The sequence below is a fragment of the Streptococcus equinus genome (genome assembly GCF_900104225.1).
In the GTDB taxonomy this organism is placed as follows: Bacteria; Bacillota; Bacilli; order Lactobacillales; family Streptococcaceae; genus Streptococcus; species Streptococcus equinus_D.
This window is the reverse complement of record NZ_FNJK01000002.1, coordinates 227502-246419: the sequence shown is the minus strand read 5'-3', so window position 1 is coordinate 246419 and position 18918 is coordinate 227502. Positions and strand designations below refer to the sequence as shown.

Here is an 18918-nt window from a genome sequence, read left to right as displayed (position 1 = left end):
TTTTACGTGGCAATCCACATCTACAAATAATTCCTGAGCAATTGATTAATAACGTTCAAGTGGGAAAGTCATGCAATGCACGCCACCGCCTGCTTTCAATAACTCTGTAATATCGACCTCAATAACTTCCATACCTTCACTACGAAGTGCTTCGTTAATAAAGGTATTTTGTTTTAAACTCATCACACGATTATCTCCCAAAGCTTCAACGTTATAACCATGTTTAAAAATCATTTCTTGCGTTCCAGAAATAACCTTAATACCTTTTTCCTTAATCAAGGTAATAAAATCATCTGGTAATCCAGCCTCATAAGCAATAGCAAGTTTAGGTGCTACTAAGTTAAAACACATATCCAAATGCAAATAATCTGGATTGGCTTTAACGGCATAAACCTTATAACCATATGGTTCTAGCTGCTTACGAATTTCATCAACACCCGTGAGATTAGTGCGGTCAATCACACCAATCGCTAACGTTTTGTTATCAATAAAAGCAAAATCACCCCCTTCAAAGTAACCTTCAGTGACTTCGGCAATCTTTGGAATGCCAAGTCCTGACATGATGTCTTCATAATACTGACGTTCAGCAAAACGAATTTCTTTTTTAAAGCGTCCTAAGATGTAACCTTCCTTAACATCACCTCCAAAGTCTCTTGCAAAAACAGCATTTGGCATTTTCTTACTTGAAGTCACTTCAACCACTTCAACACCATTATCTTGATATGCCTTAACCACCGCTTCATATTCTCGCATCATTTTATCGTGGTCTAAAGGCTCTGTGTACTGCTCTGAAATCACATTAATCGGCGCAGCATTGACCAAAAAATCTGGACGGCACATTAACACTTTTCGTAAACGACTAGTTCCATCTACTACTGTCATAAGATTCTTCTCCTATTCATTTTCTCCGGTATTCTTTTGAGCAAGATTACTATAAGTTTTCATCCAATTGTCAAAAGTTCCATCTTTTTTATCTTGTTCAATAAGGTCATCAACATAAGCTTTCAATGATTGATTGCCTTTTGTCAAAGCCATAGCTGTTTCAGTTGTTCCAGGCAATTCAATATCAGCATAGGTTAAGTCACTGTTACTTGCGATGTATTGGTCTGCCACCATATCATCAGCCACAACCGCATCGACCTTTCCTTGTAATAAATTTAGAAAAGCATCTGGCAGACTTGTTAAAGCAACAATCTGTTTTGGCTTGATACTATCTTTAACCACATCCGCTTGCGTTGTTGATTTTTGCACAGCAATTGATGTTGGGGCTAAAGATTTTATCGATGTATACTGACTAGCAAACTCTTTGCGAACAATGACCTTATTGGTTTGTTTAACGTAGTTTTTAGTAAAATCAACTGACTTTTCACGTTCCTTTGTCTTAGTCATCCCTGCAATAGCTATATCAGCATTACCTGATGTGATGGTTCCTAAGATTGAATCAAAGTTCATATTTTTAACAACCAATTTCACCTGCAACTTGTCAGCCAATTGTTTGGCAAAAGCTAAGTCAACCCCAACTGCTTTTTTATGTCCTGAACTCAAGTCGTAAAACTCATACGGTGCATAGCCAATATTTGTCGCCACTACCAACTGACCTGACTCTTGAATCTTACTAATGCCACTCGCTGCCTGAGAAGCTCTGCCATGATTCAAAGCAAATAACCCCATAATAACTGCAATAACAGCTGTCGTCACAGTCAGTTTCCTCCAACTTGATTTAATACTTTGTAAGAACTGTGCAATCTTTTCACCCAAGCTCAAACTTTCTTCTGAACTACGATTCATTTTCTTTTCACAGTGGGCAACAATGCGCGTCGTTGAAAAAGTAAAAACTAAATATACGATACCAACAGCAATGACTGCCTGAAAGGGTTTATAAGAAATCCCTTGAATAGTACTTGCTGTAAACATCAAATCTGCCACCCCAATAACAGACGCTTGCGAACTTGATTTGATATTATTCGCAAACTCATTACCCAAGGTTGGCAAAATATTTTTAAAAGCTTGTGGAATAATCACATAACGATAAGCTTGAAATTTATTAAAACCAATACTTCGCGCTCCTTCAAACTGACCTGAATCAACAGCTTGAATCCCAGAACGATAAATCTCAGCAACAAATACCGACTCACCCACCGTTAAACCTGTTAAAGCAGCAATCAAACGATCTAAATCAACCCCAAATAAAGTCCCTTTAGGAATATTAAGCCCTAGCTCAGGCAAGCCATAAAAGAAGAGTGACAAAATGACTAGCATTGGCAAACCACGAACCACTTCAATATAAAGTTTTGTCAAACCACTAATCAAAAGATTGTCACTCATTCGAGCTGCTGTGACAAGACCACCTAAAATCAAGGCTAGAATCATCGAAACCACTGATAAAAAGACCGTCATCAGGGCACCGTCTAAAATAAATCCACCATAACTTTCCAGAAACCCACCAAACATAAAACACTCCTACACTTAACTTATAACTTACAAAATTTGTTTTAAGAAACTTGCCACACGTTGATTTGGATAAGAACTATTAACTTCCTCAGGTAACATGTCAGCAATCAACTCACCATTTTCAAGAAAAACAATTCGATCTGCCACTTCTTTAGCAAAGCCAATTTCATGCGTCACAATAATCATCGTTGTCCCACTTTTGGCGATAGCCTTCATCACTTGCAAAACTTCACCAACCATTTCTGGGTCAAGCGCTGATGTCGGTTCATCAAATAAAATGATATCCGGCTCCATAGCTAAAGCTCTTGCAATCGCCACACGTTGCTTTTGCCCACCAGATAGATTTTCAGGATAAGCGTCTTTCTTATCAAGCAATCCTACCGCCATTAACAACCTAAAAACGACTTCTTGCATTTCTTCGCTACTTTTCCGATGTAATTTCTCTGGACCAATACTAATATTTTTGGCAATAGTCATATTATTAAAAAGATTGAAATGCTGGAAAACCATATTGACACGTTCACGAAGTAAATTATCATTCATGTTCATGTCGTAAATGTTTTTCCCCATTACAGCAATTTTCCCACCATTAATTTTCTCTAACTTATTAATCGTTCGAATCAAAGTTGATTTCCCACTACCAGATGGGCCAATTAGAACCACAACTTCACCTTTTTTAACGGAAAGATTGATATTTTTCAAAACTTCTTGCTTACCAAAACTCTTTCGAATCCCCTTCATTTCAATCATATACTTTGCCGTTAAATCAAAACTCGCCAACTCCTCTTCCAAAGCAACCATGCTGCAAACCTCTTTCTCAATTGATGTCAACATTTTATAATTTTCAGAATTTTATTTCAATAGTTTATGTGAGGTTTCCTTACATATCGACTAAATTTTATGTGTTTTTGGCTATTTTTTTGAAAAAACGTCCCACTTTAGAAGATTTGAATATAACTTTTGTTTATGTTAAAATCAAAAATATGAAATTTAATTATAAATTATCTATTTTTGACTTAAAATTAATCAAAGATATCTATGAAACGCAAAGTTTTTCTGAAGCTGCTAAGCTGAACAACATCAGCCAGCCAGCCGTTTCTAAGCGTGTAAAAGAAATTAGCAATAATTTATGTGAGGTTTTCTTACGTAAAAATAAAAAAATCTCCCTTACACCAAAAGGAAGAGAGATTTATCAATTTGCCAATCAGACCTTACTGGCTTATAACACTCTTCTTGATAATTTAGAATCAAACTTTGAAGAAACTATTATTCTTGGTTCTGACACTTCCTACCTCAAGACCTATCTTTCTACTATCCAAGATAATCTACCAGAAAATCGCAAACTAAACGTCCAAACTTATAGTAATTCTCATCAGATTTTCCAAGCACTGTTAGATGAGCAGATTGATCTTGGCATCATGTCTGGTAGCTACACTCAAAAAGGTGTCCTTAAAATCCCACTTCGCGCTGATAAACTGATGATAGTCGGGCAAAAAGATTTGATCAAAGCATTTGATAAAGGGGAGAAAACACTCTTTTTACTCTATCACATGACAAGCAGTTACCATAATTTCTTGAAGGAGTTCATCAAGATCAATCAACTGCCTACTCAACACCACATCTCTATTGATAACCTTTCACTTATCGAACACGAGGTACTCAAAGGCACAGGGATTACTATTGTTAGCCAAGACATCGCCGAAAGATTGCTGGACAACGAAACTATCATTTCAAGTTCAAAAAAATTCAAAGATATCTTGGTCAAAACCTATGCTATCGTCAAAATGGATAACAAACACTATCAGGACCTAATTTCAATCATTCAAAAACTAAAAAAATAGCTTTAGCTTAACTTTCCTATTTCACAAGCAAGAGATTTGTCATGGGATATGGTATAATAAAAGAATTGAAAACATGAGATTAGAAAGGAGACGTCGTAAGTTTTCTAGGCATTTTTCTTAGTAACCTTGCGGCAACTTTAATCATGTCATTTGATGGTTTTTTCCTACACCATTTAACAAAAGAATTACAAGATGAGCTCCTCTATGGACGCATTCAAAAAGTGAATCAACCTTTTGAACACGAGCTTGTTTTAACCATTCGTAATAATCGTAAAAACTATAAACTTTTGCTTTCTGCACACCCTGTTTTTGGTCGTCTGCAAATCACTAAAACAGATTTTCAGAATCCCCAAACCCCAAATACATTTACCATGATTATGCGTAAATACCTTCAAGGGGCTGTGATTGAGAGCATCACTCAAATTGAAAATGACCGCATTTTGGAAATTGCTTTTTCAAATAAAAACGAAATTGGGGACAACATTAAGGTAACCTTAGTCGTTGAAATTATGGGTAAACACAGTAATATCATCTTGATTGATAAAGCTGAAAGCAAAATCATTGAATCAATTAAACATATCGGTTTCTCACAAAACAGTTACCGTACTATCTTACCTGGATCAACTTATCTTGCCCCTCCGCAAACTGGTAGTCAAAATCCATTTACAATTTCAGATGAAAAATTATTTGAAATCCTACAAACGGAAGACTTGGCTCCACGTCATCTTCAAAAACTCTTCCAAGGGTTAGGGCGTGATACCGCCGAAAATTTGGCTGCGCAGCTTAGCGATGATAAACTAAAACAATTCCGAGCATTCTTCAATAGACCAGTTCAGCCAAATATGACTGATAAATCATTTGCCGCTGTGCTATTTGATAAAAGCGATAAAGAATTTGATAGTCTTTCTGAACTTTTGGATGTTTTCTACCAAGATAAAGCAGAACGCGATCGTGTCAACCAACAATCAAGTGATTTGATTCACCGTGTCCAAACAGAGTTGGATAAAAACATCAAAAAACTTGGCAAACAAGAAAAAGAATTGGCAGCTACTGAAAACGCTGAAGAATTCCGCCAAAAAGGAGAACTTCTTACAACTTATCTCTCAATGGTGCCAAATAATCAAGACCAAGTAGAACTTGATAACTACTACACAAACGAAAAAATCACTATTGCTCTTGATAAAAGTTTGACCCCTAACCAAAATGCTCAGCGTTATTTCAAAAAATATCAGAAGCTTAAAGAAGCTGTTAAACACTTAGCCGGTCTCATTGAAGAAACCAAACATACTATCGCTTACCTCGAAAGTGTTGAAACAGCTTTAAGCCATGCTTCTATCTCTGACATCGAAGATATTCGAGAAGAATTGGTTGAGACAGGTTTTGTCAAACGTCGCACGCGCGATAAACGTCACAAACGTAAAAAACCAGAACAATACTTAGCTTCTGATGGTAAGACAATCATCATGGTTGGACGAAATAATCTTCAAAACGATGAATTAACTTTCAAAATGGCTAAAAAAGGTGAACTTTGGTTCCACGCCAAAGATATCCCAGGCAGTCACGTTCTTATCAAAGACAACCTCAATCCAAGCGACGAGGTCAAAACAGATGCTGCTGAGTTAGCGGCCTATTATTCAAAAGCTCGTCTATCAAACCTTATCCAAGTTGATATGATAGAAGCTAAAAAACTCAATAAGCCAACAGGTGCAAAACCAGGATTTGTAACCTACACTGGCCAAAAAACACTTCGCGTGACACCAACCGAAGAAAAAATCAATAACATGCGCATTGATAAATAAAAAAGAAAACCCACTTTAAATCTTCCACATGGTTGATTTGAAGTGGGCTTTTCTTTTACTCTTTATACATTGACTTGCTTCTCTATTTTTAGACTGAAGAAAAAGTTTTTTTGATACTTAGCTTAGGTTCATCGCTTTTCAATTTCTAAACTCAGACCTCAAAACATCCGTTGGATGTTTTGACCCGGCGGCAGGCTCAACAGTCCACTAGGCTTGACTTGATTTCTTATTTTTAGCTCATGAAAAAACTGCCCACTGGGCATGACTCGCTTTCTTATTTTCTGGCTCGTGAAAAAACTGCCCACTGGGCAGTTTTTTTAATCTTTGTTTTCTTCTCTTAATTTAGAATGTCTGTAACCATAACCAAAGTAAATGAGACTTCCGAGTACAAATGAAATGATAAAGCCATACCATGTAATTGCTTTACATTGTGTCATCAAAGATAAACAAACCACAATTGACACAATTGGCAAGAATGGAACCCATGGTGTTCGAAACTCTCCTTCTTTTGGCTCACCATAATCTTTACGAAGTTTCAAAATACCAAAAGCAAGCAAAATAAGGTAAGCAAGAGTTACAATATTAACCAATAAAGCTAGGATTTCAAGTTGTAAAAAACCTGACATAAACATTGTTACCAAACCAACAAAAATCGTTGCTTTCTTCGGTACTTTGCTCTTTGGCGTCAATTCTTGAAATTGTTCTGGTAGTAAACCATCGCAACTAATGTTATAAATCACACGTGACAAGGCAAACATCATTGAGATACATACAGTAACCAAGGTCAAAATCACGACAATCGAAACAAAATTACCAACCAATGGGAAACCAATGCTACGTAGTACAAATGGAACCACGTCTGCTGTATTTAATTTTGTATAATGAACTGTTCCTGTTAGCACCAAGGTTACCAAAACATACAATAAAGTTGTCAAACCAATTGAGAAGAAAATACCTTGTGGAATTTTCTTTTCTGGTTCTTTGGTTTCATCAGCAGCCATTGAAATAGACTCAAAACCAAGGAAAGCAAAGAACATCAAAGAGGCACCTGCCATGATACCAACTTTACCACCATAAACTTGACCAAAACCATAAGGTGCAAAATGACTCCAATTATCCGTGTTAATAGCTGTTAAACCAAGGGCAATGAAAATCAATAAAACAGCTAATTTAAAAATAACCAAAACTGAATTAAATCTCAGTACCGTTTGAACTCCCAAAACAACCAAGGCTGTTACACACAGCAACAAGATAACTGGAATAATATCAATATAAGTTCCTTTTTCAGGGTTAAAAGGTCCACTGAGTGCGGTTGGAAGACTGATACCAAAAGTTCTTAAGAAAGCCTTTAGATATTCTCCCCAGCCAGAAGCCGCTGTCGAAATGGCTCCTGCAAACTCGATAATCATAAACCAACCAGCAATCCAAGCTGGGTATTCTCCAAAAACGGTATATAGATAGCGATAAACACCACCTGAGTGCGGCAGTCTTGAAGAAAATTCTGCAAAGAATAAAGCTGACATGGTTACACAGACAGCAGCAACAATAATTGAAATGGTAATCGCAGGACCTGCATATTCAGCTGCTCCTACTCCTGTTATCGTGAAAATCCCAGTCCCAACAATCGAACCTACCCCTAAAAAGATAAGTTCAGCAAGCCCCAAGCGTCTCTGTAAATAGCTTTTCTTTTGCGCCATAGGGGTCTTTCGAAAAATATCCATACATTCTCCTGTTTTTAATTAAAATCGTCATACAATTTTTACAATTCTATCAATTTTTGATACAAGCCTCGTATGCACAACGTCTTTTATTTTAGGATAAATAGCAGTAAAAATCAACTCTCTACACCTATTTTATTGCGTAAAAAAACACATTGCTAAAACAAGAAAACTCGTTTTTAGTAATGTGCTTTTTCATGTACGATAACTAGACGATTTATTCGCTTTTTTTGATGTCTTCTTTCAATTCGTCCATGTTAAATTTTGCAAAAAGGTATTTGCGATCTTGTACTGGGAAACGTTGATCCAATTGATCAACCGGTCCCACTTCAACAACACCTTCTGAAATGACAAAATCCATCACATGACCACCAAATGTTAAATCATCTGAAATAAAGTGTAAATGATAACCTGCAACACTCACACCGTGAAACATCTTAGGTGTCCAGATGCCCACAATTGTACCAGTCACATTTTCACGAGAGTATTCTGGTTGGCGTGTTGCGACTTCTGCAAACTTAGTATTTGGTGCAGATTTTGGAATCATGCGAACATGCATGTTAGAAAAAGTCCCTTTAATTTTAATCGAACGGAACAAGTTAACCCCATCATAATACGATTCGATGCGTTTTTTAAGCTCAGCGTCTGTCATTTCAAAACGTTGTTTGAAAATAACTTCAGCTTGATGAGGAACAACTGCAGCGTAAGGAACTTTGACATCATCAGAAACCTCAACAATTTCAGGTTTTCCGTTTGAGCCAATAGCTTGATAGGCTTTACCGTCTAGAATAATCAACTCTCCATCAATAGAATCGAGTGTCCCGATTCCCAAATCACCATGCTCCAATAGCTCACCAATGGTTAATGTTCCACCATAAAGACCAGCCATTAAGGCGCTTAAGGTATTATATTGAAAAAGTTTAATTGCTTCTGACATATTCTCCTTCACTTTCGTCATTTAAAATTAACTAACATTATTATTTTATTGCCAAATGAGCTAAAATGCAAGCTTAATAAAATTCGTCTGGTAAGATTGTTTCACCAAGTTTGATATTATCTTTATAATCAATTGGAATATCGATAAGCACTGGTCCATTTTCTGCTTCTTGCAAAGCTTTCTGAAGAGTAGTTTCAAATGATTCTTTGCTATCAACACGGTAACCTTTTGCACCAAAGCTTTCAGCATATTTAACAAAATCAACTGGACCAAATTCAACACCAGAAGAACGACCATATTTCATTTCTTCTTGGAATTCAACCATGTTATATTTACCATCATTCCAAATAATGTGAACGATTGGCAAGTTAAGGCGTACAGCAGTTTCCAATTCTTGCGCTGAGAAGAGGAAACCACCGTCACCAGATACAGAGATAACGGTTGTATTTGGACGAACAAGGGCTGCTGAAATTGCCCAAGGAAGTGCTACACCGAGTGTTTGCATACCATTTGAGAAGAGCAGGTGACGTGCTTCGTATGATTTAAAGTAACGTGCCATCCAGATGTAGTGACTACCAACGTCAACAGTTACAGTCATATCATCTGTGATATTTTCTTGCATAACATCAATCACATCAAGTGGGTGAACCACACCAGGATTTGAGTCGCGGTCAAATTTCACATCTTCAACCACATTTTTCTTAAGATTTTGAAGGTAGTCTACTGATGCTTTTGGCAAAGTGTAACCATTAACTGCTGGTAAAAGCAAATCAATCGTATCAGCAATATCACCAATCAATTCACGTTCAGGTTGGAAATAAGTATCAACTTCAGCTTGAGCCACATCAATAACAATGATACGTGCTGAAATTTCAGCATTCCAGTTACGAGCTTCATATTCAATCGGGTCATAACCAATAGCAATAACAAGGTCTGCTTTTTTAAGCAACATATCACCAGGTTGGTTACGGAAAAGTCCAACACGCCCAAAGAAAGTATCCTCTTCAAGTTCACGTGAAACAATACCTGCACCTTGGAAAGTTTCGACTACTGGCAATTTAACAGCTTCAAGCAATTTACGAATTGATTTTGTAACCGCGCGTGTTGAAGCACCATTTCCCAAAAGAAGAACTGGCAATTCAGCATTACGAATAGCTTGTGCAAGGTAATTCACATCATCAACTGATGCTGAACCAAGTTTTGGATCTGTCAATGGTTTGATAGCTTTTACTGATACCAAACTATCAGTCACATCTTGCGGAATTGAAATAAAGCTTGCGCCACGTTTACCTGATTTAGCCACACGATAAGCATTGGCAATAATTTCAGAAAGCGTGTTAGGATCGTGAACCTCAACTGCTGATTTTGTTACAGGTTCCATCATAGCTACATTTTTCATTGATTGATGTGAACGTTTCAACAAATCACAACGTTTTACTTGTCCTGAGATGGCAAGAACCGGATCACCTTCATCAGTGGCTGTTACCAAACCAGTTGCCAAGTTTGATACACCAGGACCACTTGTTGTGATAACAACACCAGGATTACCAGTGATACGTCCGATACCTTGCGCCATAAAAGCTGCATTTTGTTCATGGCGAGCGACAATCAATTGCGGCCCTTTATCTTCAAGTGTGTCAAAAATTCGGTCAATCTTTGCACCTGGAATACCAAAAACATAATCAATATCATGGTTGATAAGGCTATCTACAACAAGATCAGCCCCATATTGCTTTTGTTCAGTCATTTTATCTCCTATATGTCTTTAGATGACTAATTCCAGCACTTATTGCCTATTAAAAACTAATCAAAATAGCAATAAAAAAAGCGATAAAATTGGTCAAATCTAAATCACAAATTTTTATTTTTTCACAAATATGAATCAATTATACCATAGTTTTACGAAAAGTTTGTGAAATTTCGCTTGTGAAATTTTTATTTATCTTTGCTTCAAGAAAATGAAAAATTCTATGAAAATTACAAGAAAAGAACGTGACAAAACTCACGTTCTTTCTCCCTATTTTTTTCGTCTTGTTCTAACAAAATCATAGATGGTCATTATGATAAAACCACCAAATACCACGAGGATATTGCGAATAGGATCACCACTTTGATCAAAGAATGACAACAAAACAAAAATGATAATAACCGTTATAAGGTTACTAGCCAAAAGACTTTTAAAATTCATCTTCATTTAAAAATTCCACCATATTGACATCATCTGGAACCAAGTTCAAGTAACGTTTAGCGACATCTTTAGCACGGTCTGCGTAACCAAACTCACGCAAAATATAAGCATAATCTTGCAAGAATTCTGGATTATCAGCTAAATCTGTTGCCAAATCATCGTAAATCTTGAGCGCTTTTTTATCAGCCTCAAGCGCTTGATAAGCCTTGGCAATGTTCCATTTTGTAAGCACGTTATCAATATTGTCACGATAAAGCGCAACAACATCATCATAGCGTTCTTCTTCTAAGTACAAGTTTGTCAAACGCATCAAAACATCTTCATCATCAACAGCAACTTCTTTTGCTTTTAAAAGATAACTTTCTGCTTGTTTTGAATCATGCAACTCATATGAGAATTGAGAAGCCGCTAACAAGAGATTTGTATCAAATTCATTTTTAGACAAACCTTTTTGAACCAAGCGAAGCGCTTCTTCTGTTTTGTTTTCCTCGTGAAGAGAATGAGCATAAACGTATTCATACCCTTCAAAATCAGGGTTCATTGTTTCCAATTGTTTGAAATAGATATTAGCTTTTTGGTACTCACCTTGATCATACAAAATAGTCGCTAACTCAAAGACAGTGTTATCATCATACTCAATTTCAACTGCTTTTTCAAGAAATTCGATAGCTGCTTCAAATTTTCCAAGGCTGGCATAAGCACGACCAATACGTTGATAAGTTGATACACCTGTTAATTCTAGAATGTCACGATTATCCAATTTTGCATATTCTTTTATGGCTTGGTTATAATTGCCAAGCTCCATTTCAATTTCTGCCAAACCAAAAATCACCAAAGGTTCGTCACTGATTTCATTTGCTTGCAAAAGTTTTTCGCGCGCAACATCAGCCAAACCTTCCATTTCATAAATATCAGCCATAACTAACAAAGCTGATAAATAGCTGTCGCTATCTGGTGAAATGGCGTCAAGGTACATAAAGGCACCCTCAATATCACCATCTTCAGTCGCTATCTGAGCTAGGTTAATATTAACTTCAGGATAATCCTCGCGCTCTTGCAAATAAATCTCTTTTGCTTGTGGTAAAAAACCAATGCTTTCAAGATACTCTGCTAACTCCAAAAGTGTCTCAGCATCATCTTCTTTCAAAGCACGTTTAAAATATTTATTAGCGTGCTCTAAATCCTGGCTTTGGATTGAGGCAACCATTTTTTCACTATTCAACATCTTTTGTATTTCCTTCTCCTTCTTCTATATAATCTTCGGCATATAAACCACTGACAACCTTGTACCAGTCAAAAATTTCTTTAACAATTACCTTAATTGAGGCATAAACTGGTATTCCAAGAAAAACTCCCCAAATACCAAACATTGAACCTGACGTTAGCAAAATAAACATGATAGTAATTGGGTGAATGCTTAGCTTGCTTCCTAGAACCAAAGGTGCTACAAAACGTCCTTCGATTGTTTGTTCGATAACAAAGGTCACTAAGACTTTAATCAGCATAATCGGCCCTTGAACAATCCCCATAATCACAACAGGAACCATTGCTAAAAAGCTGCCTAAATAAGGAATCATATTTAAGAACCCTGCAATAATACCAAAAGTTGCCGCATAACGCAAACCGATGATATTAAAGAAAATCGTAAACATGATACCAACAACAATCGCTACGGTTACTTGACCTTGAACATAGCCAGATAGTTGTTTATTGATATCACCTAAGATACGTGCTGATGGACGACGCATTCTGGTTGGAAGAGCCTTAATCAAACCTTCTTTCATCTTATGACTATCTCTCAAGAAATAGAAAAGAATAAAAGGCGACATGATAATAGCTACCGTCACACGAGCAATCGCACTAGCAAAATTCGATGCCCAATCAATAGCATTTTTTGAAAAACTTTCTGCATAGTCAACTGCCTTATTACTAATATTAGCCAACATATCTTGTAGCTCTGACTGATAATTTGCTAACCAAGGACTCTTTAGTAACTTAGCCCCTTCTACGTTGACACTTTTGACATAAGACGGCAAGTTTTCAACAAATGACATCAATTGCCCTTCAATCATCGGAATAAAACTAGCCAAAGCCCAAATAATCAAAGCAACAATAATGGCATAAACAATAAAAATCGAAGCCGTACGGCTAACACCACGATGCTCAATAAGACCAACTAAAGGCTTGATAAGATAGTAAAGAATTGCCGAAATCACCAAAGGAAGCATAATAATAGCTAAAAATGATAAAACTGGCTTAAATAAGAACGAAATCTTGGTAAACAAATAAAGGGTCAAAAAGACAAGAAAAGTAACCATAACAGTCACAGTAGCTTGACTGTTTAATACCCATTTAAAAAACCAAGAATCGGTAAACTTCTTTTCTTGATGTCGATCCATGAAAACTCCTCTCTATAAGCTATACTATCACACACTACTTATTATCATAAAAAGTGACACTCTTATCTACAAGACGTTGCTTGTCATCATAAGTAAACTTAGCTGAGAAAAAGGGAACATCATCTAAAATCCATTTAAAAATCTCATAGTCACCTTCCCAAGTTGGTTTTGACAAGACTTGATCATAAGGTACCCACTCAAGCGTTCCTTCACGTGATTCTTCATCCGAGATTAATTCTCCCTCAAAATCAGTCACTTTAAAAACATAAGTGTACCAATCGTGTCCAGGCGTAAATTCTGGAAAAGTAATTACACCTTTAAAATCCATTTCTTTAACAGTAAAATGAGTTTCTTCAAAAATTTCACGTTTAGCACACTCATCTGGTGTTTCACCAGCTTCAAGTTTACCCCCAACTGAAATCCATTTACCTTCATGAACATCATTTGGCTTTTTATTGCGATGTAAAAGCAAAAGAGCTTCACCGTTGTCAATATAACAAATTGTAGCTAACTTTGTCATTTTTCTCTTCTTTCTCGTTTTCTTCTATTGTACCAGAAAACCAAACACAATTCTGAATCAAAAGTTAAGTTATATGGTATTTCCTATTTTTTAAGGGATAAAAAGCACATAGAAATACCTAGGTGCTTAAAAATGTAATGGCATCTTGGTATTTTTTCAATCGCTCAATATCTTTTTTAGTAACATGTGATAGCCTTGATAAATCGGAATTATGCTTTAAATCAGCTAATTTAACAATACGCGCCAACTCATTTGTTTTAACAAGCTTAAGATATTGCTTGTATGATTACCCAGCTTTTCTAGTCAATAAATCAACTGCCTTTATGATTTCATGCGAAAAACCTGCTTCTTCTAAATCACTCAGTTGATAAGAAGTGTCTTCTATCACATCATGCAAATAAGCAACGATTTTTTCATTGTCTTTCGTAACAAATGACGCAACTGTCTCAGGGTGTAAAATATAAGGTGCACCAGCCTTATCAACTTGCCCTTTATGCGCCCTTTTAGCAATTTCGTGAGCTAGTTTTACATCATCTTTCATTTCTATCATTCCTTCGTCTTAAAATTAAGTTAATTATACCATTTCCCACTTACCTCGATTTGGAGATAAAAAAAGCCCCGTATCAAGCGATGCGAGGTACGGTAGGCTTTTCTCATTATTTATCAAGAACTTTTTGTGTCTTAGCGTAGTTAGCTTCAACAGCTTCTTTTTCTGCTTTCCACCAATCTTGGTTATCTGTATACCATTTGATTGTAGCTTCAAGTCCTTCTTCAAAGTTAGTGTATTTTGGTTCCCAACCAAGTTCTTCACGAAGTTTAGTTGAGTCGATAGCGTAACGAAGGTCGTGACCTGCACGGTCTGTTACGTGATCGTAGGCATCTTTTGGTTGACCCATTTTTTCAAGGATAAGTTCAAGAACTTCTTTATTGTTCTTTTCACCATCTGCACCGATAAGGTAAGTTTCACCGATACGTCCTTTAGTCAAAATTGCCCAAACACCTGTTGAGTGGTCATTTGTGTGAATCCAGTCACGAACGTTTTTACCATCACCGTAAAGTTTTGGTTTAATACCTGACAAGATGTTTGTGATTTGACGAGGAATGAATTTTTCGATGTGTTGGTATGGTCCGTAGTTGTTAGAGCAGTTAGAGATTGTTGCTTTAACACCAAATGAACGTACCCAAGCTTTAACGATCAAATCTGATGCTGCTTTTGTTGATGAGTATGGTGAACTTGGGTTGTATTTAGTTTCAGCAGTGAATTTTTCACCTGGACCTTCACCATGTCCTGGAAGGTCTTCACGAAGTGGAAGATCTCCATAAACTTCATCAGTTGACACGTGGTGGAAACGGATATCGTATTTGCGAGCTGCTTCTAAAAGTGTGTATGTACCAACAAAGTTTGTTTGGATAAATGGACTTGGATCTTTCAATGAGTTATCGTTGTGACTTTCTGCAGCGTAGTGAACGATAGCATCAGCTTTAGCAGCCAATTTGTCAACCAATTCAGCATCTGCGATATCACCAACAACCAACTCAACGCGGTCACCAAGGATTTCTTCCAAGTTTGCACGGTTACCAGCGTATGTTAATTTATCAAGAACAGTAACGTGTACATCTGGGTGGTTATTGTAAACATAGTGTACGAAGTTTGAACCGATGAAACCTGCACCACCGGTTACAATGATATTTTTGTATTCAGACATAATTTAAAATACAAAGGGACGTTTCGCTAGCGAAAAATCTCACAGAAAAATAGGAAATCTGACGTAGACGACCAGCGTCTAGGAAGACTTATCTTTTTCCAAGAGATTTAGTCCCGTGTTCAGTTTACTAAAACCGAACACTCCTTTCTGATTTATTTTTTAATTTTTATTACAAATCTTCTTTGCTTAATGGTTTAACATCTTTAAGCATTGGGTGATTTTTATCTGCTTCAGAAACTTCTGCTGCTTCCAAGTTTTCCCATTTGATACCAAGAGTTGGATCAGCATAGTTTACAAAAGCGTATTTTGGTTTAAGTTCAAGTGCCCAGTAATCGTTAACCAAGTAGCTGTATGATACTTTATCAGACAATACTTGGAACCCATTAGCGACACCACGTGGGACAAAGATACCTTTTGAAGCATCGATAACAGTTTGGTATACATGACCAAAGCTGTCACCTTCACGTAAGTCAACCCATGAACCTAGGACTTTACCTTCGTCAGCAACTGAGATGTATTTATCCCATGGTTCAGCATGAAGTCCACGCAAAACATTTTTATGTGAAAAGCTGACGTTATTTTGCAATTTACCTTCTGCAAAGAATGATTCCGGGAAACCAAGTGGAAGCATTTTTTCTTTTTGGAAGTTTTCTTTAAACCATCCGCGGTTGTCACCGTGAACAGGAATATCAAATTCAATCATTCCTGGGATAGCTTCGATTTTACGTGCTGCTAATTCTTTACCAAAAAACTGTTCTGTCATTAGTCTTCTCCAATCAAACGGAGCAAGTATTTTCCGTATTCGTTTTTCTTAAGTGGTTGTGCAAGGTTGTAAACATCTTCTTTTGTGATGTAACCCATGCGGTATGCAATTTCTTCCAAGTTTGCTACTTGAAGGTTTTGCATACGTTGTACTGTTTCAATGTATTGAGCTGCTTCAAGAAGGCTTTCGTGTGTTCCTGTATCAAGCCATGCAAATCCACGACCCATAACTTCTACAGAAAGATCGCCACGTTCAAGATAAGCTTTGTTTACATCTGTGATTTCAAGTTCACCACGTGCACTTGGTTTGATGTTTTTAGCAATTTCCACAACATCGTTATCGTAGAAATAAAGACCTGTTACAGCGTAGTGTGATTTTGGATGTTCTGGTTTTTCTTCGATTGAGATGGCGTTGAAATCTTCATCAAACTCAACAACACCAAAACGTTCTGGATCTTTTACTTGATAACCAAAGACAGTAGCACCTTTTTCTTTGCTAGCTGCTTTTTGAAGCATTTTACTTAGACCTGCTCCATGGTAAATGTTATCTCCCAAAACAAGAGCAACATTGTCATCTCCGATAAATTCTTCACCGATGATAAAGGCTTGTGCCAATCCATCTGGACTTGGTTGAACAGCGTAAGAAAGTGAAATACCAAATTCTGAACCGTCTCCAAGTAGTTCTTCAAAACGATGAATATCAGTTGGTGTTGAGATAATCAAGATGTCTCGGATACCAGCCAACATCAATGTTGATAGTGGATAATAAATCATTGGTTTATCATACACTGGCATAAGTTGTTTTGAAGCCGCACGAGTCAAAGGATACAAACGTGTTCCTGATCCTCCTGCAAGAATAATACCTTTCATAGTTAGGTCTCCCTCTTTATTATTAAATATCAATATTAACTATCAGAAACTATTTTATCATTTTTTGCAAATGCTGTCACTAAATTTCCTGATTTTACAAGGTTTTAACAAAATTTACTGACAAATGTCAGCATTTTTTTAGAACATCAAGGAACTTTCTGAATAATAGCCGAATTTATCCTGATTAAGTTTTTTATTCTCAATAACAAAAAAGATTGAAGACTGTTCCAAGCTGAACTTTTTCTTCAATCTAGATAATCTTTTATAAGTGATAAAAAGGATTTGTTTGTGCTTTGCTAGCTACAAACTCAACTGACCATTGATTTTCCCTTTTCCAAGCATTGAATTTTTCAAGCAACTTATCGACCATAAGTACTTCGATATGATGGCCTGGATCGATTGCTAACATACCATTTGTAATCATTTCTTGAGCCGTATGATAGTAAATATCACCTGTGATGTAAACTTGGGCTCCTTTTGCCATTGCATCTCGATAAAAACTTTGACCACTACCGCCGCAAATAGCCACACGATTAATCATTTTATCCTGATTGCCATAAGCAACCAAACGAACACTATCCAATTGGAAACGGTCTTTTACTTTAAGAGCAAATTCTGAGAAAGTTTGTTCCTTGATATTTCCAACACGACCAATTCCATAGCCATCAACTGTTGGACTTAAAATTTCAGTATCTGTAATTTCTAAAAGCTCACAGAACCAATCATTTAAGCCATCAGGGACAATGTCAATATTAGTATGGCTCACATAAACGGCAATATCGTGTTTGACCAAGTCAAGGTAAATCTGATTTTGAGGCGTTGCCACAAGGTCTTTAAGCGGACGAAAAATCGGTGCGTGTTTGACAATAATCAAATCAACTTGCTCCTCAATAGCTTCAGCAACTGTTGTTTCTCGCACATCTAGAGCAATCATCACACGCTTAACTTCCTTATCAAGCGTTCCGATTTGTAAACCTGAAATATCTCCATCCATTGAAAGCTCGCGTGGGCAATAAGCTTCGTAGCGGGCAATAATATCACTTGCCTTCATCGATAGCCTCCTTGATAGCTGTCATTTTTTGTGAAATAGCTGCGCGGTCGTCAACGCGATTTTCTGGAACGTGAGGAAGAGCAATTTCCAATTTTTTCAATTCTCGTTGCCAACGTGCTTTAAAAACATCTGATTTTTCTTTGTTCAAGAAAGGTCCAAAACGCAAGTCAGTCGCAGAGAGCGTCATTTGACCGTGCTCAACAACCATGATTTCATAGAACTTATCATTTTCAGTCATGATTTGTTCAGTAATCAATTTAAAGCCATTGTTCATCAACCAAGCACGAAGCTCATCTTCACGGTTATTGGGTTGCAAAATAAGACGATCAACAGAAGCTAATTTATCAGCGCCAGCAGCTAAAATATCTGCAATTAAGCCTCCACCCATACCACAAATCGTAATAGTTGTCACTTGGTCTGACGCTTCAAATGCTGCCAAACCATCAGCCAAACGGACAGTAATTTTATCGGCTAACCCAGCCCCAGAAACATTATGAAGAGCTGATTCATAAGGCCCTTTGACAACTTCACCAGCAATGGCGAACTCTATTTTTCCATCTTCCATTAAAGCAATCGGCAAGTAAGCATGGTCACTTCCGACATCCAGCAAGCGTGCTCCTTGTGGCACAAATTCAGCCACAGCAGCTAAACGCTGAGATAATACTGTTTGCATAAT

At 36.9% G+C, this 18918-nt stretch carries 17 protein-coding genes and 1 pseudogene; 2 read left to right on the top strand and 16 right to left on the bottom strand.

The features are described 5' to 3' along the window. Window positions 1-45 precede the first annotated feature (45 nt). The 3 genes from BLP98_RS03965 to BLP98_RS03955 are packed head-to-tail and all read right to left on the bottom strand — an operon-like array spanning window position 46 to window position 3252. Window positions 46-882: a dimethylarginine dimethylaminohydrolase family protein gene (locus tag BLP98_RS03965; RefSeq protein ID WP_074482020.1), complete on the bottom strand. Its 837-nt coding sequence runs from the start codon at window positions 880-882 to the stop codon at window positions 46-48. 12 nt (window positions 883-894) lie between these two features. Continuing rightward, window positions 895-2451: an ABC transporter permease subunit gene (locus BLP98_RS03960; protein ID WP_074482019.1), complete on the bottom strand. Its 1557-nt coding sequence runs from the start codon at window positions 2449-2451 to the stop codon at window positions 895-897. A gap of 27 nt (window positions 2452-2478) precedes the next feature. Beyond that, window positions 2479-3252 (bottom strand): amino acid ABC transporter ATP-binding protein, encoded by a 774-nt coding sequence (locus tag BLP98_RS03955; RefSeq protein WP_081341158.1) that lies wholly within the window; start codon window positions 3250-3252, stop codon window positions 2479-2481. Between the two features lie 182 nt (window positions 3253-3434). On the opposite strand from BLP98_RS03955, the gene BLP98_RS03950 reads away from it, so the two are divergent. After that, entirely contained in the window at window positions 3435-4292 is an 858-nt protein-coding gene (locus tag BLP98_RS03950; protein ID WP_074482235.1) for a LysR family transcriptional regulator, read from the top strand. A 143-nt stretch (window positions 4293-4435) separates the two neighbouring features. Beyond that, a complete protein-coding gene (locus tag BLP98_RS03945) occupies window positions 4436-6091 on the top strand; it encodes an Rqc2 family fibronectin-binding protein (protein WP_074482018.1) in 1656 nt (551 codons plus the stop codon). A gap of 317 nt (window positions 6092-6408) precedes the next feature. Here the strand turns inward: BLP98_RS03945 and BLP98_RS03940 are convergent, their stop codons facing one another. The 13 genes and pseudogenes from BLP98_RS03940 to BLP98_RS03880 form a co-directional block, all read right to left on the bottom strand. Then, a complete protein-coding gene (locus BLP98_RS03940; RefSeq protein ID WP_074482017.1) occupies window positions 6409-7812 on the bottom strand; it encodes an APC family permease in 1404 nt (467 codons plus the stop codon). A 214-nt stretch (window positions 7813-8026) separates the two neighbouring features. Then, window positions 8027-8746, bottom strand: a complete 720-nt coding sequence (gene budA, locus BLP98_RS03935; protein ID WP_039697121.1) for an acetolactate decarboxylase — start codon at window positions 8744-8746, stop codon at window positions 8027-8029. A 73-nt stretch (window positions 8747-8819) separates the two neighbouring features. Further along, window positions 8820-10493, bottom strand: coding sequence for an acetolactate synthase AlsS (gene alsS / locus BLP98_RS03930; RefSeq protein ID WP_074482016.1), 1674 nt, complete (start codon window positions 10491-10493; stop codon window positions 8820-8822). A 270-nt stretch (window positions 10494-10763) separates the two neighbouring features. Continuing rightward, window positions 10764-10940 (bottom strand): sec-independent periplasmic protein translocation protein TatC, encoded by a 177-nt coding sequence (locus BLP98_RS03925; RefSeq protein WP_074482015.1) that lies wholly within the window; start codon window positions 10938-10940, stop codon window positions 10764-10766. Further along, entirely contained in the window at window positions 10924-12159 is a 1236-nt protein-coding gene (locus tag BLP98_RS03920; RefSeq protein WP_074482014.1) for a tetratricopeptide repeat protein, read from the bottom strand. The genes BLP98_RS03925 and BLP98_RS03920 overlap by 17 nt, the downstream gene beginning before the upstream one ends. After that, entirely contained in the window at window positions 12149-13333 is a 1185-nt protein-coding gene (locus tag BLP98_RS03915; protein WP_074482013.1) for an AI-2E family transporter, read from the bottom strand. Before BLP98_RS03915 ends, BLP98_RS03920 begins: the two co-directional genes overlap by 11 nt. Before the next feature lie 34 nt (window positions 13334-13367). Continuing rightward, on the bottom strand, window positions 13368-13853 hold the full coding sequence (locus BLP98_RS03910) for an NUDIX hydrolase (RefSeq protein ID WP_074482012.1): 486 nt from the start codon (window positions 13851-13853) through the stop codon (window positions 13368-13370). Between the two features lie 118 nt (window positions 13854-13971). Continuing rightward, window positions 13972-14394 (bottom strand): annotated as a pseudogene (locus tag BLP98_RS03905) (GTP pyrophosphokinase). A 115-nt stretch (window positions 14395-14509) separates the two neighbouring features. Further along, window positions 14510-15559, bottom strand: coding sequence for a dTDP-glucose 4,6-dehydratase (gene rfbB / locus BLP98_RS03900; RefSeq protein ID WP_006532368.1), 1050 nt, complete (start codon window positions 15557-15559; stop codon window positions 14510-14512). A gap of 169 nt (window positions 15560-15728) precedes the next feature. Further along, window positions 15729-16322 carry a dTDP-4-dehydrorhamnose 3,5-epimerase family protein gene (locus tag BLP98_RS03895; RefSeq protein WP_074482011.1) on the bottom strand — a complete coding sequence of 198 codons (594 nt, stop codon included), beginning with the start codon at window positions 16320-16322 and terminating at the stop codon, window positions 15729-15731. Then, on the bottom strand, window positions 16322-17191 hold the full coding sequence (gene rfbA, locus BLP98_RS03890; RefSeq protein WP_074482010.1) for a glucose-1-phosphate thymidylyltransferase RfbA: 870 nt from the start codon (window positions 17189-17191) through the stop codon (window positions 16322-16324). Before rfbA ends, BLP98_RS03895 begins: the two co-directional genes overlap by 1 nt. Window positions 17192-17453: 262 nt before the next feature. Continuing rightward, on the bottom strand, window positions 17454-18242 hold the full coding sequence (locus tag BLP98_RS03885) for a Nif3-like dinuclear metal center hexameric protein (protein WP_074482009.1): 789 nt from the start codon (window positions 18240-18242) through the stop codon (window positions 17454-17456). Next, window positions 18229-18915 (bottom strand): tRNA (adenine(22)-N(1))-methyltransferase, encoded by a 687-nt coding sequence (locus tag BLP98_RS03880; RefSeq protein WP_074482008.1) that lies wholly within the window; start codon window positions 18913-18915, stop codon window positions 18229-18231. Before BLP98_RS03880 ends, BLP98_RS03885 begins: the two co-directional genes overlap by 14 nt. Window positions 18916-18918 lie beyond the last annotated feature (3 nt).